This window comes from Nocardia sp. NPDC020380, from assembly GCF_044386975.1.
In the GTDB taxonomy this organism is placed as follows: Bacteria; Actinomycetota; Actinomycetes; order Mycobacteriales; family Mycobacteriaceae; genus Nocardia.
Genome location: NZ_JBIRVQ010000012.1, coordinates 217,822 through 237,386, shown reverse-complemented (window position 1 = coordinate 237,386; position 19,565 = coordinate 217,822). Strand labels below are relative to the sequence as shown.

Genomic DNA, 19,565 nt, shown 5'->3' with positions numbered 1-19,565 from the left:
GGTCGGGCCGGGAGCCCGTCCCAGCGACGCGGACCGTCCTATACTCGATCGGTATCACGATGCCGTGCAACACATTTCAGCCGAGGAGGCCGGCATGACCGATCAGACCCCTGGATCCAACCCCTACGGCACCCCGTCGACGAGCGGGCCGCAGCCGATCCGCTCGTATCAAGGCGCCCTCAACCGGGTCATCCGCGTATTGCTGCGGATTCCGGTGCTGGGTGAGCAGGTGGGCAAGAGCCTGCTGGTGCTGTACGTGGTCGGGCGCAAGTCCGGCAAGGTGTACGAGGTGCCGGTCGCCTATACCCGCCACGAGGGCGACCTGCTGGTGGGCACCGCCCTGCATCCGTGGGTGAAGAACATCCGCAAGGACGTCCCGGTGCAGGTGTCACTGGGCGGCTCGCGCCGGCGCACCGCCGATGCCGAGCTGGTCACCGACAGCGAATCGGTGGTGCGCCTGTCGGAGGTCCTCGCCCGCGACAACAAGCAGTGGGCGGCCTTCAACGGCGTGGGCCTGGACGCGGCGGGCAATCCGAACAAGGCCGACGCCTATCAGAGCTGGCAGCAGGGCTCGGTGATCATCCGCCTGCACCTGCACTGAGGCTCAGTTCTCCGGGCGCGCCTGCAGGTAGTACTCCGCGGACAACGCGATCAGCACCTGCCGCACACCCGGCGGCGCCCACGACGCGGAGGCGTCGTGCCCGAGGACCGGGTCGGTGAGGGTGATGACCCGCCCGCGCGTCTCGAAACCGAAGCTGCCCGCCGCCCGAATGTTCTTGAGCCAGTCCACCTTCGGCCCGTAGGTGAGGGCGATGCGGTAGCCGCCGTCGCGCTGGAAGACCATGACCGGGGCGCGGTATTCGCGGCCGGATTTGCGGCCGTGGTGGATGACGATGCCGAATCCGGGCGCGAAGCGCGCGAACACGCCCAGCACCGGGTTGGACACCCGCCGATTGATCTTGGCCAGGGTCTGCGGCAGCGGCATGGCCTCGTCCTCTCCGACGAAAACGGTTGCGTCCCAGAGGCTACGCCGCCGCCCCCGCGGGTGCGCCCGGGATGGCCGCTGCGAACCCCGCATCGTTAGGGTGCAGAGGTGACCGCCTGTCCGGGCGGCGGGCCGGAAGGAGCGCGCACCACCATGTCGGAGCTGATCGCGGTATACGACGCCGCGGGCCGGGAGATCGGCGCGGAGGATCGTGCGGTGGTGTACGCGCAGGGCATCTGGCATGCCAGTGCGGGCGTGCTGGTGCGTTCCCGCGACGGGGACCGCGTCTATGTGCACAAGCGCACCGACACCAAGGCCGTGTTCGCGGGCATGCACGACTGCCTGGCCGGTGGTGTGGTGGGCCCGGGCGAGGATCCGGCCGAGGCCGCGTTGCGGGAGCTGAGCGAGGAGCTGGGCATCGAGGTCGGCCCGCACGACGAGCCGCCGCTGCCGCTGGTCAGCGCGGCCTGGGACGGCATGTGGGCGGGTAAGCCGATGCGCTGTCATCTGTTCGCCTACGAGGTGCGCTACGACGGCCCGATCCGCCATCAGCCCGAGGAGATCGTGGACGGCTGGTGGTGGACCGATGACGAGTTGCGCGCGCATCTGGCCGATCCGGACTGGCCGTTCGTCCCCGATACCCGCGAGATGATCCCGGATCTGCTGCGCTGAGCGGCCCGGCACAACGGTCAGCCCATCGAGTCCCGCGCGAACTCGATGGGCTGAACATCTGAAGCATGCATGATTCAGATAACTCTCGGGGCCGTTTTCCCTGTGAATCCGGCCGCGAGCCTGTTGGTGCTTATTTGCCGCCCTCGGTGAGGGTGACGGTCTTCGGCGTGTACCCCGCGCCGGTCACGTCCACGCCCTGGGCCTTCAGCATCACCAACGCCTTGACGACGTAATCGTTGGTGTAGGCATCGGCATCGGGATCCTTGGTCAGCACGGTCTGACCCTCCTGATTGCGGGTGGTCTTCGCGATCTGCACGGTGTGATCCCACGCGGCCTTGTTGATCGTGCCGACCCCGTCGGGCGAGGGCCAGATCAGCTTGTTCACCTCGTTGATCTGCCACTCCTGATGACTGGCCCCCAGCGTCGACCCGGCCGCAACGGTGATGTCGCGGCACTTTTCGAGATTGTCGCGGCAGAACGCCCAGCCCTTGAGCGAGGCCGCGATGAACTTCACCGTCTGATCGGCGTACTTCGGATCCTTCAGCTTCGCCGAATTGGCCCAGATGGCATCCTGCAGCATCCCCACGCCGTCGGACTCCCAGTCGATGAGGTTGAAATCGTCGGGGCTGTAGAGCTTTCCGGTGGCCGGGTTCTTGACCTCGAGCACCTGGGCGTACTCGTTGTAGGACATGGCCTGTGCGGCATCGATATCGTGGTTGAGGAAGGCGTTCATATCGAACTGCTGCTGCACCAGGGTGACGTCCTTGGCGGGGTTGAGGCCCGCCTTGGTCATGCCGGCGAAGAGTTCGAATTCATTGCCGTAGCCCCAGTTTCCGACCTTCTTGCCCTTGAGGTCCGCGGCGGTGGTGATGTTCTGGGATTTGAAGGAGATCTGCTTGGTGCCCGACCGCTGGTAGATCTGCGCCACATCGGTGATGCCGGCCCCGGATTCGCGCGAGGCCAGCGCCTTGGGCACCCAGGCGACGGCGTAATCGGCCTGGCCCTGGGCGAGTACGGTCTGCGGCACGATATCCGTTCCGCCGTCCAGGATCTGGACGTCCAGGCCCTGATCCTTGTAGAAGCCCTGATCCAGCGCGGCCAGATATCCGGCGAACTGGCCCTGTTTGAACCATTGCAGCTGCAGCTTCACCTTGGTGAGACCGTTGGCGGTGGTCGTCGAGGAATTGTCGGTGGTGCTGCATCCGGTGAGGGCGGCCAGGCCCAGGGCGGCCGCCGCGAGACAGGCCCGGAAGCGGTAACGGCGTGCGGTGGATCTCATTTCGTTCTCCAGAAGGTGGTGCGGGGACGACGGGTGAGCTGCTCGAGCAGCAGCACGACGGCCAGGAACAACAGACCGAGCACCATGGCGGCGGTGACATAGGCCCAGGCCCTGGGATAGGCGGTATCGGCGGCGGCCGAGGTGATGCGACTGCCCAGCCCGTGCTGCAGCCCACCGAAGTACTCGGCGATCAGGGCCGCGATCACCGCGCCCGGCGCGGCGATCCGCAGACCGGTGAACAGGTGCGGCAGCGCGGCGGGCAGCCGCACGGTCCGGGTGACCTGCCAGCCGCTGGCGGCATAGGCGGTCATGAGATCGGCGTGCACGCGCGGGACCTGACGCAATCCCCGGGTGGTGCTGACGAAGACGGGAAAGAACACCACGATGGTGGCCACCAGCCGGCGCGGCAGATCGGTGGTGGTGGAGTACATGGAGTTGAGCAGCGGGGCCAGCGCCACGATGGGCACCGCCGCCGCTCCCATGGCCAGCGCGCCGAGCACCCCGTCGACCGTCCGGAACCGCACGGCCAGGATGGCCGCGGCGATACCGAGGACCGCGCCGACGATCAGCCCGACGAGCGCGTTGACACCGGTGGCCTGCGCGGCCTGGGTGACCGCATCGAAGTTGTCCGACAACGCCTTCCAGATGGAGGACGGCGAGGGCAGCAGGAACGACGGCACCTTGCCCACGACCGTCACGATCTGCCACAGCGCGAGCAGCGCGATGCCGAAAACCACCGGCGGCAGCCAGGTGTGGAGCAGTCTTCTCATCGCACGTCCCGGCCCGCCACGGATTCGGCCGCGCTGCCGTGCCCTTCGTGCAGCGCCGCGCGCACGGCGGCGACCGAGGCGAAGAACTCGTCGCTGGAACGCACATCGTCCTCGCTGTCGCGGCCCCAGTCACCGGTCCCTAGCACCGCGGTGATGCGGCCCGGACGCGGCGACATGACCACCACCCGATCCGACAGGAACACCGCCTCGGGAATGGAGTGGGTCACGAAAAGCACCGCGGCGCCGGTCTCCCCGGCAATGCGCAGCAGCTCGCCCTGCATGCGTTCGCGGGTCATCTCGTCGAGCGCGCCGAAGGGCTCGTCCATGAGCAGCAGCGGCGGTTTGCGGGCCAGCGCGCGGGCGATGGCCACACGCTGCTGCATGCCACCGGAGAGCTCGGCCGGGAAGCGCTGGGCGAAGTCGGTCAGGCCGGTGATGTTCAGCAGTTCGGCGCTGCGTTGCCGTCGTTCTTTCTTACCGACGCCGTGCAGTTGCAGCGGCAGTTCCACGTTCTCCTGCACGGTCCGCCAATCCAGCAGGCCGGCCTGCTGGAAGGCGATGCCGTAGTCCTGGTCCAGGCGTGCCTGCCGCGCGGTCTTGCCGTGCACCACAACGGTTCCGGTGGTGGGCTGCTCGAGATCGGCGACGATGCGCAGCAGCGTGGACTTGCCGCATCCGGACGGTCCGATGAGGGAGACGAATTCCCCGGCCGCCACGGTGAGCGATACGTCCTGCAGTGCGGTCACCCGGCCCGCGGTGAATACCTTGCCCAGTTCGCGCAGTTCGACCGCGGGCGTCGAATCCGCTGCTGCGACACCGTCTCCGGCGCGCGATGTCTCGACGGTCAACGGGAACCTCCTGAGGAAACGCCGGCGGGCCGGCTGTAGCGGCGCAGGGCCAGCTCGGCCAGTGACACCAGCGTGGTGAGCACCAGCCCGAGCAGTGCGGCCGTCAGCACGGCGGCATACAACCGCGCGGCATTACCGGTGGACTGCTGTGAGAACACGATGATCTGGCGGCCGATCCCGCCCGCGGTGCCGGTGGATATCTCGGCCACCACCGAACCGACCACCGCGGCCGCCGCGCCCAGGCGCAGCGCGGGCAGCAGATGCGGGACCGCCGCGGGCAATCGCAAGTGCAGCAACGTCGCCCACCAGCCGGCCGCGCAGCTGTGCAGCAGTTCCACCGAGGCCCGCGACGGCGACTGCAGCCCGCGCAGCATGCCGATGGCTACCGGGAAGAACACCAGGTACGAGGCGATGACCACGATCGACATCCAGGGTTGCCACGGCTGTCCGGCGATCACGATGCGCCCACCCCACCCGGCCACCAGCGGTGCCAGGGCGATGAGCGGAACGGTCTGGGAGACGATCACATACGGCAGCAGCCCGCGTTCCACCCAGGCGAACCGTTGCATGATCACGGCGAGTGCCACCCCGACCACGGTGCCCACGGCCAGGGCGAGCAGCGCCAATTCCAGTGTGAACAAACCGGTCCGGACCAGCGTGGCCCCGACCGTGGTGCGGCCGTCGGACTCCTCCAGCACGGTCAGGACGTTCCATACATGCGGCAGCGCCCCGTCATTGGTGCGCGGCAGCACCCGCTGCTGCCCGATGCTGACGCCGTTGGCGGGCACCAGCAGCTTCACCAGTTCCCAGACGACCAGCAGCAGCACCAACGCTGCGATCGGGTAGAGCACTCCGCTCGCCCGGCGACCGGTCGTGTATGCCCGGCGCAGGATCGAATCCGGTTCCGGCACAAGAGATTCCACGCCCGATCCCCCTTCGGGGACCGGGCGCTGTAGTGCGGCGGTCATGTCGTGCTCGCCGCCTCGGTGGAATTCGTTCCGGCCACGGGGGCGGCCGTGTGCTCGGTCGCGGTGACCGGATGGGCGAGTCGCGGCAGTACGGATTCGCCGTAGGCCTCCAGCGTCGAGGTCTTGGCATCGTGCTGCAGGTACACGGCGAACTGGTCCACGCCCAGGTCTTCCAGTTCACGCAACCGGGCCAGCTGCTCGTCCGGGGAGCCGAGCAGGCAGAAGCGGTCCACGATGGCATCCGGCACGAAGTCGGCGTGCGTATTGCCCGCCCGCCCGTGCTGGTTGTAGTCGTAGCCCTGCCGGCCCGCGATGTACTCGGTCAGCGCGGCCGGAACCTCGCTGGCCGCACCGTATTTGGCGACGATGTCGGCGACGTGGTTGCCGACCATCCCGCCGAACCACCGGCACTGTTCCCGCGCGTGTTTCAGCGCGGCCGCGCTGCCGTCGGTGACATAGGCGGGTGCGGCCACGCAGATCCGCACATCCTTCGGATCCCGCCCGGCGCGTTCGGCGGCGCCACGCACCCGCGCGATGGTCCAGCGGGTGATGTCGGGGTCGGCGAGCTGCAGGATGAATCCGTCGGCCACCTCCCCGGTGAGATCCAGCACGCGCGGCCCGTACCCGGCCGTCCACACCGGCAGCCGCGAGGCCGAGGCCCACGGGAACCGGATGGTGGTCTCACCGATCTCGGCGCTGCGGCCATTGCCGAGTTCCCTGATCACACCGATGGATTCGCGCAGTTCCGCCACCGTGGCGGGCCGCCCGCCGAGTGTGCGCACGGCCGAGTCGCCCCGGCCGATACCACAGATGGTGCGGTTGCCGAACATGTCGTTGAGGGTGGCGAAGGTGGAGGCGGTGACCGTCCAGTCCCGGGTGGACGGGTTGGTCACCATCGGCCCCACCACCACCTTGCGGGTGGCGGCGAGGATCTGGCTGAAGATGACGTAGGGCTCCTGCCACAGCAGGTGCGAGTCGAACGTCCACACGTGCGAGAAGCCGTGCGTCTCCGCGATTCTCGCCAGTTCGATCACGCGGGACGCGGGCGGAGTGCATTGCAGCACTACACCGATATCCATGCGGCACACTCCGATCGGTACATCAGATGAGGTTCTGCGACAGTTCGCGTTTGACGAACCGGCCGTGCCCGGCGCGGCCCAGATACTGCCCGCCGTCGATGATCACGCGACCGCGCGAGAGCACGGTGTCCACGTGGCCGTCGATCTCGTAGCCCTCGTAGGCCGAGTAGTCCATGTTCATGTGATGGGTCTTGCCCAGCCCGATGCTGGTGTGCCCGTTCGGGTCGTACACCACGATGTCGGCATCCGCGCCCGGGCTGATGATGCCCTTGCGCGGATACATGCCGAACATGCGCGCCGGCGTCGTGCAGCACACGTCCACCCACCGTTCCACGGACAGCCGCCCGTCCTTGACGCCCTGGAACATCAGATCCATCCGGTGCTCGACGCCGCCGATGCCGTTGGGGATCTTGCTGAAATCGCCGATGCCCATATCCTTCTGGCCCTTCATGCAGAAGGGGCAGTGATCGGTGGCCACGGAGGTGACGTCGCCGGTGCGGATGTAGCGCCACAGCTCGGACTGATGGCCCTCCTCGCGCGAGCGCAGCGGGGTCGAGCACACCCATTTCGCACCCTCGAAACCCGGTGCGCCCAGCTGATCTTCGAGCGAGAGATAGAGGTATTGCGGACAGGTCTCGCCGAAGACGTTCTGCCCCTTGCCGCGTGCGGTCGCGATCTGCTCGAGGGCCTGTTTGGCCGACACGTGCACGATGTAGAGGGGTGCGCCGGTCACCTGCGCCAGCATGATGGCGCGGTGGGTGGCCTCCTCCTCCAATTCCCAAGGGCGCGAGACGCCGTGGAAGTAGGGAGAGGTGTCCCCGCGCTGTATCGCCTGCTCGACCAGGACGTCGATGGCGATGCCGTTCTCGGCGTGCATCATCAGCAATGCGCCCAGATCCGCGGCGGACTGCATGGCACGCAGGATCTGCCCGTCATTGGAGTAGAACACGCCCGGATAGGCCATGAACAGTTTGAAACTGGTGACACCCTCGGACACCAATTCGGCCATGCCCTTGAGGGATTCGGCGTTCACATCGCCGACGATCTGGTGGAAGCCGTAGTCGATGGCGCAGTTGCCGCCGGCCTTGGCATGCCAGGCCGCCTGACTGTCCTGCACGCGCTGACCCGGCGTCTGCACCGCGAAGTCGACGATGGTCGTGGTGCCGCCCCACGCCGCCGCGCGGGTGCCGGTCTCGAAGGTATCGGAGGCCTCGGTGCCGCCGAAGGGCATCTGCATATGGGTGTGCCCGTCCACGCCGCCCGGGATCACGTACTTGCCGGTGGCGTCGATGACGGTGTCGGCGCTGCTCGCGAGATCCACGCCGAGCGCGGTCGAACCCGGTTGCAGCACAGCGGCTATGGTCTCGCCGTCGATCAGGACATCGAGGAGCTGGGAGCCGGTCGGCGACACCACCGTGCCGCCGTGGATGAAGACCCGATTGCTCACGGCTCGACCAGCTTTCCGTAGGCGTCCGGGCGCCGGTCGCGGTAGAAGGCCCAGCGGTCGCGCACCACCTTGATCAGGTCCATGTCGAGGTCGCGGAGGACCAGTTCAGGGGCGGTGTCGGAGGCGACCTCGCCGACGAACTTGCCCTCCGGATCGACGAAGTAGCTGGTGCCGTAGAAGTCGTCGTCGCCGTACTCTTCGATGCCGACGCGGTTGATGGCGCCGATGAAGTATTCGTTGGCCACCGCGGAAGCGGGCTGTTCCAGCTTCCAGAGGTAGGCCGAGAGTCCCCGGGAGGTTGCCGAGGGGTTGAAAACGATCTCCGCGCCGGCCAGGCCGAGCGCGCGCCAGCCTTCGGGGAAGTGCCGGTCGTAGCAGATGTAGACGCCGACCTTGCCCACCGCGGTGTCGAAGACCGGCCAGCCCAGGTTCCCGGGCCGGAAGTAGAACTTCTCCCAGAAGCCCTGCACCTGCGGGATGTGGTGCTTGCGGTACTTGCCCAGATAGCTGCCGTCGGCGTCGAGGACCGCCGCGGTGTTGTAGAGCAGGCCCGACTGCTCCTGCTCGTAGACCGGCAGCACCATCACCATGCCGAGTTCCCTGGCCAGGGCCTGGAAACGCTCGACGGTGGGGCCGGGTACGGACTCCGCGTACTCGTAGAACTTCGCGTCCTGCACCTGGCAGAAGTACGGCCCGTAGAACAGCTCCTGGAAGCAGATCACCTTCGCGCCGGCCGCCGCGGCCTGCCGGGCGTAGTCCTCGTGCGCCTTGATCATGGATTCTTTGTCACCGGTCCAGTTCGTCTGGACCAGCGCAGCTCGAACGATCGCCATGCTTTGTTATACTGCACTTCGAACCAATTCCGTTGTGTTACAAGGAAGCGGAAACAGTTTCGAAATAGTAAATCCTGGGGCCGGTGTGGGTTGCACGCCGGTCGCCCACGCAGAATTAACCTTGTGACAACGGAACTCGGGCCGCCCGACACGGGCCTGGCCGGCACCCTGGACGACCGCTCCGCGGCCGGTATCGCCGCTGCCGTGAGCCGCCGAATCCGTTCCGGCGCACTGGCTCCCGGCACCCGCCTGCCCACCGTGCGCGAACTCGCCCGCGAACTCAGGGTCTCCCCCGCCACCGTCAACCAGGCTTGGCGGGCACTCGCCGCTACCGGCGCCATCGTGGCCCGCGGCCGGGCCGGCACCTTCGTCGGCACGACGGCACAGGCCGCTCCGGTCGCGGGGCGATACCAGCGACTGCACTCCCAGTCCGACAACACCTTCCGCATCGACCTCTCCCGCGGCACCCCCGATCCGGCCCTGCTGCCCGATCTCACCGCCGCCCTGCGCGTGCTGGCCCGTGAGGACGCCATCGACGATCTGTCGGCCACCTACCTCGGTGAGGCGGTGCTGCCGGATCTGGAGACCACCGTGCGCGCGGACTGGCCGCTGCGCTCGGAACGCTTCACCGTGGTCGACGGTGCCCTCGACGCGGTCGACCGGCTGCTCAATGCCCATATTCGCCTCGGTGATGCGGTGCTGGTCGAGAATCCCTGTTTTCCGCCGTTTCTCGATCTGCTGTCCCGGATCGGCGCGCGGGCGGTCCCGGTCGGCATGGACGAATCCGGGCTGCTGCCCGAGCAGGTGACCGAGGCGCTCACCCGCCACGGGCCCGCCGCCCTGCTGCTGCAGCCCCGCGCCCAGAATCCGACCGGCGCCTCCATGACCGCCCGGCGGGTCCGCGAACTCACCGACGTGCTGGCCGGGGCACCGATCCTGATCATCGAGGACGATCACTCCGACGGCATCGCGCACGCGCAGGTCCGCTCGCTCGGCAGCCGGCTGCCCGCGCGGACGGTCCACATCCGTTCGTACTCCAAATCCCACGGCGCCGACCTGCGCCTGGCCGTGGTCGGCGGACCCGCCGCCTATCTGGACCCGGTGATCGAGCGCCGCATGCTCGGTCCCGGCTGGTCCAGCCGCCTGCTGCAGCGCGTGCTGCTGCACATGCTCGCCGACGACACCGCCCGCGCCACCGTCGCCGACGCCCGCACCACCTACCGCGCCCGCGCCGCCACGCTCCGAAAAGCCCTCTCCCGCCACGGGATTCACGTCCCACCTGGCGACGGCATCAACCTCTGGTTCCCCGTCGCCGATGAGAACGCGGCCATGATCTCGCTCGCGGCCGCGGGGATCAAGGCCGCTCCGGGCGGGCCGTTCGAAGTCACCGACAATCACACCGATCACCTGCGTCTGACGGTCGCGGCCCTGCGCGATGCCGAGATCCCGGAGGTGGCAAGCCGACTCGCTACCGCCGCCGCGGCCGTGCCCACCTACCGGCGCATCCGCCGCGCCTGACGAACCGCCGCGCCCGTGTCTCGCTGCGGGTGGTTTACCGTACCGACCGTCGTGGTACATGGCAGGATGCGCCACGACATCCACCCGACGCACGTGATTCGACGGAGGCTCCCACCAGTGAACAGCGGCCAGCACACGCAGCGACCCGGTATCGAATTACCTCGGGCGCACCATCCGGCGCGCCGAGCGGCCCGCCGCGGACTCGCCGCGGCAGCCGCGGGACTCGCCCTCGCGGCCGCCATGACCACCGGTCCCGCGACCGCCGCGCCTGCCCCGCTGCACATGGACGCACCCGGTTGCATGCCCGCCGCGCCCGCACAGCCCAATGGCATGCAGTGGCCCGCGGAACCGCAGATGACCATCGACACCGGCAAGGCCTACAACGCGACCCTCGCCACCAACTGCGGCGCGATCACCGTCGCGCTGAGCGCCGACAAGGCGCCGCACACCGTGAACTCGTTCGCTTTCCTGTCGGATCAGCACTACTTCGACAACACCAAGTGCCACCGCCTCACCACGCAGGGCATCTTCGTGCTGCAGTGCGGTGACCCCACCGGTACCGGCACCGGTGGTCCCGGCTACCACTTCGCCGATGAGAACCTCGCCGGCGCAACCTATCCCGCCGGCACCGTGGCCATGGCCAACGCCGGGCCCAATACCAATGGCAGCCAATTCTTCCTGGTCTACGCCAATAGCCAGCTTCCTCCCAGCTACACCCCGTTCGGTCGCATCACCACCGGCATGGACGTGCTGACCAATATCGCCGGCGCCGGCACCAAGGACGGATCCGCCGACGGCGCACCGGCTTCCGATATCGTCCTGACCTCGGTGACCACCGCCCAGGGCTGAGCCGCGTTTCACAGGGCAACGAGTTTCACAGAGGCGCGGAGTTCCACCAGCCGTCCACGAGATCCTGGCCGGTGCTGCCACCGACCACGGTGATCCGGCAGAAATCGCGTGCGGCGCCGTCGAACACGATCTGCAGCGTGCCACTGTGCGGGGAGTCCAGTCCGGGTCCGGTGCCCCACATGATGCGGCCGCTGCCCGTGGATCGCTGCCAGTCGCGCTGACCGGTGAGTGTCACATCGCTGTCCGAGCTCTGGTCGATCGGTTTCCGGCCCGGATCGCAGGTCACGAAGAGCGCATCCACCAGAGCGCCGCCGCCACGGCAGGTCATCCCGCCCGCCTGATCCGGTGACACGCTCAGCGTGGTGTGCTTGCCATCGGTATCGGTCGGAGTACAGCGCAGGTCCTGGGCGCCACTCGCCACCGGCACGGGCGGCAGCAGCGATGGGAACGCGTCGACCATGTATTGGAAGGGCCCCCAGCCCACCGCGGCGGCCGTCGAGGTGGCGGCGGTGGAGGTCACTGTGCTCGAGGTCGTCGCGGCGGTGGGTGCCGAGGAGGTCGCGACCACGGGCGTCGAATCGTGCGGCCGGACAAGGAACACAGCGACGACGGCCGCCACGGCAACCACGACCGTGGCGGCCAGCAGCGCCTGCACCCGGCGGGAAGGCCGTCGCCATCCGCTCGTGTGCGTATCGAAAGCTGCTGTCGCGCCCGAGTCGAACGCCGCCGTCGCGGCCGCGGCGAGCGCACCACACGACTCGTATCGTTGCGCCGGATCCTTCGCCAGTGCGCGGGCGACGACCGCGTCGAGGGCAGCGGGCAGTGCGCGCGCATATCGTGACGGCTGCGGGGGCGCCTCCGTCATATGTGCACGCACTTGCGCGGCGGCCCCGGTCTCCGGGAAAGGGGCCGAACCGGTGAGCAATTCGAACAAGGTGCAGCCGAGAGCGTAGACATCGGCCCGGTGATCGGCCGGCTGTCCCGCGAGCAGTTCCGGCGCGGCATAGGAGAGGCTCCGCACGAGATCACCCGCGACGGTGAGCGTCCCGACATCCGCGGCCGACCGGGCCAGCCCGAAATCGGAGACGTACACCCGATCCGGTTCTCCCCCACGCGATTCGAGCAGGATATTCGCCGGTTTGATATCGCGATGCAGCAGCCCGCGCCGATGCGCCTCGTCCAAGCCACGCGCCGCCTCACGCACGATGTGCAGCGCCCGCGCGGGCTCGACACCCGCCGGATACCGGCGGATCAACTCGCCCGCATCGATGCCGTCGGCGAATCCCATGGCCAGCCAAAGGCATCCGCGCTCCAGGCCGCGGTCGTACACCGCGACCACATTCGGGTGTTCGAGGGTCGCCACCAGCTCGGCCTCGCGGGCGAAGCGGGCGCTGAACTCGAAATCCCCACTGTGCGAGGGCGACAGCACCTTCAGTGCGTCGTGCCGCGGCAGCCGGGGATGTGCCGCCAGATAGACGGTGCCCATCGAACCGCGGCCCAGCACGCGCTCGATACGGTATCCGGCGAAGACGGTGCCGGGTTCCAAGATCTCCGACATCTGCCTAACCCATGGTGATGAGCAGCCCGTACTCGGCTGCGGCCCGCTGTGCCAGGACCTTCGGATTCTCCCCCAGCATCATGGCGATGTAGCGGCCGTAGACGACGCGGCAGTCGTACTTGGCATCGGTGCCCGCCGCCCGGTCGCTGTGATCCCCGCACAGGGCATCGGCTATGCCCGACGGCGCGCCCGCGACGTGGAAAGCGGTGTCCCCCATGATCTTCTGGGTCATCTCGCTGTAGCGCTGCCGTGCCGCCGCCGCGGTCGTGAACCGTTCCAGCTGCGTCATGCCGTTGACGGCCTCGAGATCGATCGACTGGTTCTTGCCACGCAGATTCCACAGGTAGGAGGCGCGCGGCCCGAACACCACGCCCTCACTGCGGACCACCGCATTCCACTCCGCGACGCCCACCGGCATATCCGTGACGACCGCCGGATACGACCACCGCCGCGGCGCGGACGGCACCATGCGCGCCAGCATCCCCTGCTGATCCAGCGGCAGCGCCGCGATCCGCTCCGCCGGCGTGGGCGCGAAGTCCCGCAAACGGCGCAGCTGCGCGTCGAACGCCTTCTGCGCCAACCCGGTCAGGGCATTCACATCGGTGGAGGTGTGCCCTGTCAGCACACTCACCACATAGACGCCGTCGGACATGGTCGCGGCGAGGGTGGGCACCGACGGCCGCCAATGCGCATGCGCGGCAGGATATTGCGGAATCGGCACCGACACGTTCTGCGGATTCACCGCGGCATCGACCGAATCGATCTCCTGCGCCGCGCGCTGTGCCGCGTCCGCGTCCGGGAACCGCAGTATCACCACCGACAGCAGCCGCGCCTGCCCGACGGTGGGCGTGTAATCGGGATTATCGACATCGGAGCCGCCGTCCGCGCACCCGGCCAGCAGCCCCTCCTTCGCCAGCACCGCCCTGGCCGGCTGGGCCAGCAGCATCGACGCCTTGGCCGGCGTCGACAGCAGCATCACCCCGTCGGCGGCGATCGAATACTTCAGCGCGGGATCGGCTTCGACCGGATCGATCAGCACCTCGGCCATGCGCGCCGACTCCAGGATCCGGCCGTATCCCTCGTTGCCGTCGGCCGGCATGGCCAGCGGCTGCACCCCGTACGCACCGGCATCCAGGGACTTCGGATCCGGGTACGCGCCGGACGGATGTCCTTGCACCACACAGCCACTCGCACACAATGCGACGACGACAGCCAGAGCGCTCAGCAGCATCCGGTTACAGCGGGGCATTCGGCCACCACCCCGCACGCAGTTCCGCACCCGTGGTCGAGACGCCGAGCACCTCGATCCGGCAGAAGTTCCGTTTCGGGTCATCGAAATACAGATCCAGCACTCCCCGCGACCGACCGTCCAGCGTTGTCCCCGTACCCGATTCGGCACCGTAACCCCAGAACAGATGCCCGGTCCCGGACGGCCGCGTCCACGCCTCGTCGCCCTCCGGGCGCGCGATCTCCAGATTCGGCGAGATCCGCGACCGATCGGTATTGCACTGCAGATTGACCGCATAGGCAGGATCGGAGTTCCCCACGCACTCGAGCTCCGCGACCGGGCCGCTCACCGAGAACCCGTGCAGCTCGATATCGGAGCCGATCGGATCACACGAGGTCAGCTCCTGGTATCCGGCCCCGAACGGCACCGGCGGCAACAGATCCGGAAAGGCCTGCGGAATGAACCCGTACACACCCCACTCCCCCGGTTCCGTGGTCCCGGTCTGCGGGCTGACATACACGACCTGCGCCGCAGTGGAGGCGGCCGGACGCAGCCCGTACATCACCGCGGCCGCGGCCACCACCGCGACGAGCGCGATCACCGCGCCCGCCAGCAGAATTCGCGTCCGCCGCCCGATCCTGACCGGTCGAGGCTCGGGAACGTCCCGGCTGTACCGCGGTATGCCGGGAGCCGTCAATGCGGCGCGCGCGGCCGCGGCCAGCTCGCCACAGCTGCGGTATCGCTCTCCGGGCGCTTTCGCCATGGCCTTGGCCACCACGGCATCGAACCCCACCGGCACCAACGGATTCGACTGCGAGGGTCGCGGCGGCGCCTCGTGCATATGCGCGTAGATGACCGCGCCGGTACTGGTCCGCGGAAACGGCACCGAAGCCGTCAACATGTGAAACAGCGTGCAGCCCAGGGCATACACGTCGATCCGATGATCGAACCGCCCCTCCTCGAACTGCTCGGGTGCGGCATAGGCGAGAGTCCCGGTGAAGCCGCCGTCGGCGGCCAGCGTCGTGGAATCATCAGCGGGACGCGCGATACCGAAATCGCTGACCAGCACCTGATCCGGCCGATCCGGTTCCTCGGCAATGAGGATATTGCCCGGCTTCACATCACGATGCAGATGCCCGGACCGATGGATCTCATCCAGCCCCTGCGCCACCTCGGTCAGAATATGCACCGCCCGAAAGGGATCCAGCCCGATCTCGCTCCGCACGATCAACTGCGACAGGTCGATCCCGGCCACATACTGCATGGCGATCCACAGCCGGCCGTCCTGTTCACCGCGATCGCGTACCGCCACCAGATTCGGATGTCGCAGCCGCGCCGCCACTTCCGCCTCACGCAGAAACCGCGCCCGGAACTCCGCACCCGCGGATCGCTCGGCCGACAACACCTTCAGCGCGTCCTTGCGCGGTAGCCGAGGATGCTGCGCCAGATACACCGCGCCCATTCCCCCGGAACCGAGTGTGCGTTCGATCCGATATCCCGCGAACACCGTCCCCTCGGTGAAATCCAACGGGGTCCCCTCCCGAAACAAGCTGTCTAGCAGTAGATCTGCACGGGAGCATAACAGCGATCTCCGGGGTGCGGCGTTCCGTCCGCTATCGCCGATGTGCTGTCGCGCACCCATCAGGATTGATGGTGATCCAGGTCACTCACAGGAACAAGCCTGTTACACGCAGCGAACTCTCAGCGATGGAGTGATCGATGCCGAACATCAGTCGAAGTTCGAATGAGGGGAGACAGTTCATGAATGCCCGAAGCGTCACCAGGATCGCCATTGCCACCACGGCCGCGGGCGCGGCCGTCGCCCTCGGCACCGGTACCGCGGCGGCCGACGAGTGGCCGGTCCAGCAGCCCAACAGCGCGATCTCGGTCGACGATGTGACCGGATTCCTCACCCCGTCCGATCTGGACTACTGGAATCCGCTGGTCAATCGCATGCGCGTGACCTCGCCGTACGGCAACACCACTCGCGTGGTGTGCACCTCGTTCCATGGGGTGACCATGTCGTGCTTCCAGGCCGACCGGGACGGCAATCCGCATCAGCTGGTGCGGTTGCAGGCCAATTTCCCGAATGTCACCGGTTCGTCCGCGCCGGGCGGCGGGGTGGGGCACTACGTGTACCCCGGCTACCTTCCCGGCATCGGCTGAGCCGCGAGGCTATTGCCGGGCAACGTGAAGGGGCTCGCTTCCGAAAGGAAGCGAGCCCCTTGCTCGTTGCGGCTACGCCGCCGGCTTACAGGTACTGGCCGGTGTTCGACTCGGTGTCGATGGCGCGGCTGGCGCTGGCGTTCTTGCCGGTGACCAGCGTGCGGATGTAGACGATCCGCTCGCCCTTCTTGCCCGAAATGCGAGCCCAGTCATCCGGATTCGTGGTGTTGGGCAGGTCCTCGTTCTCGGAGAACTCGTCCACGATCGAATCGTAGAGGTGCTGGATGCGCAGGCCGGGGGTGCCGGTCTCGAGCACGGACTTGATGGCGTACTTCTTGGCCCGGTCCACGATGTTCTGGATCATGGCGCCGGAGTTGAAGTCCTTGAAGTACAGGACTTCCTTGTCACCGTTGGCGTAGGTGACCTCCAGGAAGCGGTTGTCATCGCTCTCGGCGTACATGCGGTCCACCACTCGCTCGATGGTGGCCTGCACGCACTTGCCGCGATCGCCGTCGAACTCGGTCAGATCCTCCGAGTGCAGGGGCAGCGTCTCCGTGAGGTACTTGGAGAAGATGTCCTGCGCCGCTTCGGCATCCGGGCGCTCGATCTTGATCTTCACATCGAGGCGGCCGGGCCGCAGGATGGCCGGATCGATCATGTCCTCGCGGTTGGAGGCGCCGATGACGATGACGTTCTCCAGGCCTTCGACACCGTCGATCTCGGAGAGCAGCTGCGGCACCACGGTCGTCTCGACGTCGGACGACACGCCCGAACCACGAGTACGGAAGATCGAGTCCATCTCATCGAAGAACACGATCACCGGAGTGCCCTCGGACGCCTTCTCGCGAGCCCGCTGGAAGATGATCCGAATGTGCCGCTCGGTCTCGCCCACGAACTTGTTGAGCAGCTCGGGACCCTTGATGTTGAGGAAGAAGGACTTGGCCTCCTTGGCATCCTCACCACGCGCCTCGGCGATCTTCTTGGCCAGTGAGTTGGCAACCGCCTTGGCGATCAACGTCTTACCGCAACCGGGAGGACCGTAGAGCAGCACACCCTTCGGGGGCCGCAGCGCGTATTCGCGGAACAGATCCTTGTGCAGGAACGGCAGTTCCACCGCATCGCGGATCTGCTCGATCTGGCGCGACAGACCGCCGATGTCCTCGTAGTCCACGTCGGGCACTTCCTCCAGCACGAGGTCCTCGACCTCGGCCTTGGGGATGCGCTCGAACGCGAAACCCGCCTTGGTGTCGACGAGTAGCGAATCTCCCGGCCGCAGTTTGCGAATCGGGCGATCCGGATCTTCGAGATCATCGACGTCGACGAGCGAGGCCAGCGGTCCGGCCAGCCAGACCACCCGCTCCTCGTCGGCATGCCCGACCACGAGCGCACGGCGCCCGTCATCGAGAATCTCACGCAGCGTGCCGATTTCACCGATGGCTTCGAACACCCCGGCCTCGACGACGGTCAGTGCCTCGTTGAGACGCACGGTCTGACCGTAAGCAAGGGTGGTGGTGTCGATATTCGGCGAACACGTCAGCCGCATCTTCCGTCCGGAAGTGAACACATCGACCGTCTGATCGTCGTACACGCCGATGAGAACGCCGTAGCCGGAGGGTGGCTGGCCCAGGCGATCCACTTCCTCGCGGAGAGCCACCAGTTGCTGGCGTGCTTCCTTCAAGGTGTCCATCAGTTTGGTGTTGCGAATCGTCAGCGAATCGACGCGCGCTTCCAATTCCCGTGTGCGATCCGGCGTGTCGGCGAGTTGCCTCCGGAGTGCAGCCGCCTCGGCACGTACCGCCTCGAGTTCCCTCCAGGCTGCCGAATCCGAATGTTCGATGGGGCTCATGATGCTGCTCCTCCCAGTCCCGGTCTATCAACGCTACCGGGCTCTAACCGTTCTCGCTTTCCGACATGGTTTCGTCGTGATCACATCTAGGCTGCGGCGCACTATTCAGGCCAGCATGTTAGCCTCCCCTAACGTGTGTCCGGCGAGTTAACAGCCGGCCGTAGCCCGAAAGAGTGCCGTCGATGCTCCTTCCCACCAGTCGTCCTACCGGTATGCGCAACGTCGCGCAGGTGCTTCGTGTTTCCGTAGCTACCGTCGCCGCGGCGCTAGCCGTTACCGCAACTTTGACCGGCTGTGGCTCCAACGACAAGAGTTCTTCGCAAAGTTCTTCCGCGCCGGCGCCCACCGCGGATCAGCTCCAGGGCGTCCTGACGGCCTTCACCGATCCCGCGAAATCGGCCGATGACAAGGCAAAACTCGTCATCGACGGCGACAAGCGGATCAGCAATATCAACACCATGAACCAGGGCCTGGCCAACTACCAGGTCGGTTACAAGGTCGGCGACATCAAGGCGGACGGGAACAAGGCCGACGCCAAGGTCTCCATCACCTCCCCGCACGGCACCATGCCCGATGTCCCGATGAGCTTCCAGTACACCGACGGCAGCTGGAAGCTCTCCGATTCCGGCGCCTGCACCCTGCTGGGAGCAGCGCGCGCGGCCTGCCAGTAAGCCCCACCTTCCCGAAAGGCATGTAGTCCCCATGTTCGCCCGTTCCGCCCGACTATCCCTGGCCACCCTCGGCGTCACCGCCGCCCTCATCTCCGGCGCGGGCCTGGCCCACGCCGATACGCCCGCGCCCTCGGCCGACGATCTGCAGTCGACCCTGACCAAGTTCACCGACCCGGGCATCGCCGCCGGTGACAAGGCGCAGCTGATGGTGAACGGCGGCGCGCACACCGCCAACCTGGACAAGATGAACCAGGGCCTGGCCAACTACGGGACCATCGGCTGGAACGTGTCGAACGTGCAGGCCAACGGCGACAACGCGAATGCGTCGGTCGCCATCGTCTCCCCGCACGGCACCATGCCGGGCGTGCCGATGACCTGGCAGCACTCCGCTGCGGGCTGGCAGCTCTCCGAGGGCACCGCGTGCACGATCCTCGCCATGGGCAAGGCGCCCTGCTGAGAGATATATCTTGCGGCGCCGGTCTCCGGTGCACCGAAGACGCCCTTCCGGCTCGGCCGGAGGGGCGTTTTTCGTTCCGCGCCCGCGTGTTTCGGCTCACCTCCCTGTTAAGCAACATTGGTTGACTAACGCCGGATTAGTCAACTAGAGTTGCTCTCATGCCCGATCTGGATATCCCCGATTCCACCGACCCCGCCGGCCGACTCGCCGCCGTCGTGGCGCTGCGGCGCCTGGCCGATCGGCTCGAGGACGTCGCCGTCGAGGAGGCCATGCGGGCCGGCTGGAGCTGGCCGCAGGTGGCCGAGGCGCTCGGCGTCACGCGCCAGGCGGTGCACAAGAAGCACATCCACCGGCTCATCGCCGCCGGTGTCAATCTCAGGAGGCGTTGAAC

20 protein-coding genes are annotated in these 19,565 nt (G+C 67.3%); 8 read left to right on the top strand and 12 right to left on the bottom strand.

Translation table 11 applies throughout. From position 1 onward, the window contains the following. Positions 1-94 precede the first annotated feature (94 nt). Positions 95-601: a nitroreductase family deazaflavin-dependent oxidoreductase gene (locus tag ACH438_RS31790; protein WP_397011925.1), complete on the top strand. Its 507-nt coding sequence runs from the start codon at positions 95-97 to the stop codon at positions 599-601. Positions 602-604: 3 nt separating this feature from the next. On the opposite strand, the gene ACH438_RS31785 is transcribed toward ACH438_RS31790, so the two are convergent. Then, positions 605-985, bottom strand: a complete 381-nt coding sequence (locus ACH438_RS31785; RefSeq protein WP_397011923.1) for a nitroreductase family deazaflavin-dependent oxidoreductase — start codon at positions 983-985, stop codon at positions 605-607. 153 nt (positions 986-1,138) lie between these two features. On the opposite strand from ACH438_RS31785, the gene ACH438_RS31780 reads away from it, so the two are divergent. Beyond that, positions 1,139-1,657, top strand: coding sequence for an NUDIX domain-containing protein (locus ACH438_RS31780; RefSeq protein ID WP_397012115.1), 519 nt, complete (start codon positions 1,139-1,141; stop codon positions 1,655-1,657). Positions 1,658-1,787: 130 nt separating this feature from the next. On the opposite strand, the gene ACH438_RS31775 is transcribed toward ACH438_RS31780, so the two are convergent. The 7 genes from ACH438_RS31775 to ACH438_RS31745 are packed head-to-tail and all read right to left on the bottom strand — an operon-like array spanning position 1,788 to position 8,881. Beyond that, positions 1,788-2,936 (bottom strand): ABC transporter substrate-binding protein, encoded by a 1,149-nt coding sequence (locus ACH438_RS31775; protein WP_397011921.1) that lies wholly within the window; start codon positions 2,934-2,936, stop codon positions 1,788-1,790. Beyond that, positions 2,933-3,706, bottom strand: a complete 774-nt coding sequence (locus ACH438_RS31770) for an ABC transporter permease (protein ID WP_397011919.1) — start codon at positions 3,704-3,706, stop codon at positions 2,933-2,935. Before ACH438_RS31770 ends, ACH438_RS31775 begins: the two co-directional genes overlap by 4 nt. Further along, positions 3,703-4,554, bottom strand: coding sequence for an ABC transporter ATP-binding protein (locus ACH438_RS31765; protein ID WP_397011917.1), 852 nt, complete (start codon positions 4,552-4,554; stop codon positions 3,703-3,705). Before ACH438_RS31765 ends, ACH438_RS31770 begins: the two co-directional genes overlap by 4 nt. Next, positions 4,551-5,477: an ABC transporter permease gene (locus ACH438_RS31760; RefSeq protein WP_397011915.1), complete on the bottom strand. Its 927-nt coding sequence runs from the start codon at positions 5,475-5,477 to the stop codon at positions 4,551-4,553. The genes ACH438_RS31765 and ACH438_RS31760 overlap by 4 nt, the downstream gene beginning before the upstream one ends. Positions 5,478-5,518: 41 nt before the next feature. Next, positions 5,519-6,601: a TIGR03842 family LLM class F420-dependent oxidoreductase gene (locus ACH438_RS31755; RefSeq protein ID WP_397011913.1), complete on the bottom strand. Its 1,083-nt coding sequence runs from the start codon at positions 6,599-6,601 to the stop codon at positions 5,519-5,521. Positions 6,602-6,623: 22 nt separating this feature from the next. Continuing rightward, positions 6,624-8,048, bottom strand: a complete 1,425-nt coding sequence (gene hydA / locus ACH438_RS31750) for a dihydropyrimidinase (RefSeq protein ID WP_397011911.1) — start codon at positions 8,046-8,048, stop codon at positions 6,624-6,626. Next, positions 8,045-8,881, bottom strand: a complete 837-nt coding sequence (locus tag ACH438_RS31745; RefSeq protein ID WP_397011909.1) for a nitrilase-related carbon-nitrogen hydrolase — start codon at positions 8,879-8,881, stop codon at positions 8,045-8,047. Before ACH438_RS31745 ends, hydA begins: the two co-directional genes overlap by 4 nt. A gap of 123 nt (positions 8,882-9,004) precedes the next feature. Here ACH438_RS31745 and ACH438_RS31740 point away from each other — a divergent pair, with 123 nt between their 5' ends. Continuing rightward, the gene (locus ACH438_RS31740) at positions 9,005-10,399 is read left to right on the top strand and encodes a PLP-dependent aminotransferase family protein (RefSeq protein ID WP_397011907.1); all 1,395 of its coding nucleotides are present in this window, start codon (positions 9,005-9,007) and stop codon (positions 10,397-10,399) included. Between the two features lie 117 nt (positions 10,400-10,516). Continuing rightward, complete coding sequence (locus ACH438_RS31735) at positions 10,517-11,248, top strand: peptidylprolyl isomerase (RefSeq protein WP_397011905.1); 732 nt, start codon at positions 10,517-10,519, stop codon at positions 11,246-11,248. A 25-nt stretch (positions 11,249-11,273) separates the two neighbouring features. Here ACH438_RS31735 and ACH438_RS31730 read toward each other — a convergent pair whose 3' ends face one another. From ACH438_RS31730 to ACH438_RS31720, 3 genes are read right to left on the bottom strand one after another with little or no spacing between them, the layout of a single operon-like run. Then, positions 11,274-12,806 (bottom strand): serine/threonine-protein kinase, encoded by a 1,533-nt coding sequence (locus tag ACH438_RS31730; RefSeq protein ID WP_397011903.1) that lies wholly within the window; start codon positions 12,804-12,806, stop codon positions 11,274-11,276. 4 nt (positions 12,807-12,810) lie between these two features. Beyond that, positions 12,811-14,037, bottom strand: a complete 1,227-nt coding sequence (locus ACH438_RS31725) for a hypothetical protein (RefSeq protein WP_397011901.1) — start codon at positions 14,035-14,037, stop codon at positions 12,811-12,813. Between the two features lie 4 nt (positions 14,038-14,041). Continuing rightward, positions 14,042-15,562 carry a serine/threonine-protein kinase gene (locus tag ACH438_RS31720; RefSeq protein ID WP_397011899.1) on the bottom strand — a complete coding sequence of 507 codons (1,521 nt, stop codon included), beginning with the start codon at positions 15,560-15,562 and terminating at the stop codon, positions 14,042-14,044. Positions 15,563-15,795: 233 nt separating this feature from the next. Here ACH438_RS31720 and ACH438_RS31715 point away from each other — a divergent pair, with 233 nt between their 5' ends. Further along, positions 15,796-16,200 (top strand): hypothetical protein, encoded by a 405-nt coding sequence (locus ACH438_RS31715; RefSeq protein ID WP_397011897.1) that lies wholly within the window; start codon positions 15,796-15,798, stop codon positions 16,198-16,200. Between the two features lie 85 nt (positions 16,201-16,285). Here ACH438_RS31715 and arc read toward each other — a convergent pair whose 3' ends face one another. After that, positions 16,286-18,046 carry a proteasome ATPase gene (arc, locus tag ACH438_RS31710; RefSeq protein WP_397011895.1) on the bottom strand — a complete coding sequence of 587 codons (1,761 nt, stop codon included), beginning with the start codon at positions 18,044-18,046 and terminating at the stop codon, positions 16,286-16,288. Positions 18,047-18,276: 230 nt separating this feature from the next. Here arc and ACH438_RS31705 point away from each other — a divergent pair, with 230 nt between their 5' ends. The 3 genes from ACH438_RS31705 (at position 18,277) to ACH438_RS31695 (ending at position 19,563) form a co-directional block, all read left to right on the top strand. After that, positions 18,277-18,717 carry a hypothetical protein gene (locus tag ACH438_RS31705; RefSeq protein WP_397011893.1) on the top strand — a complete coding sequence of 147 codons (441 nt, stop codon included), beginning with the start codon at positions 18,277-18,279 and terminating at the stop codon, positions 18,715-18,717. Positions 18,718-18,748: 31 nt separating this feature from the next. Beyond that, positions 18,749-19,174, top strand: a complete 426-nt coding sequence (locus ACH438_RS31700) for a hypothetical protein (RefSeq protein ID WP_397011891.1) — start codon at positions 18,749-18,751, stop codon at positions 19,172-19,174. 158 nt (positions 19,175-19,332) lie between these two features. Further along, a complete protein-coding gene (locus tag ACH438_RS31695; RefSeq protein WP_397011889.1) occupies positions 19,333-19,563 on the top strand; it encodes a helix-turn-helix domain-containing protein in 231 nt (76 codons plus the stop codon). Positions 19,564-19,565 lie beyond the last annotated feature (2 nt).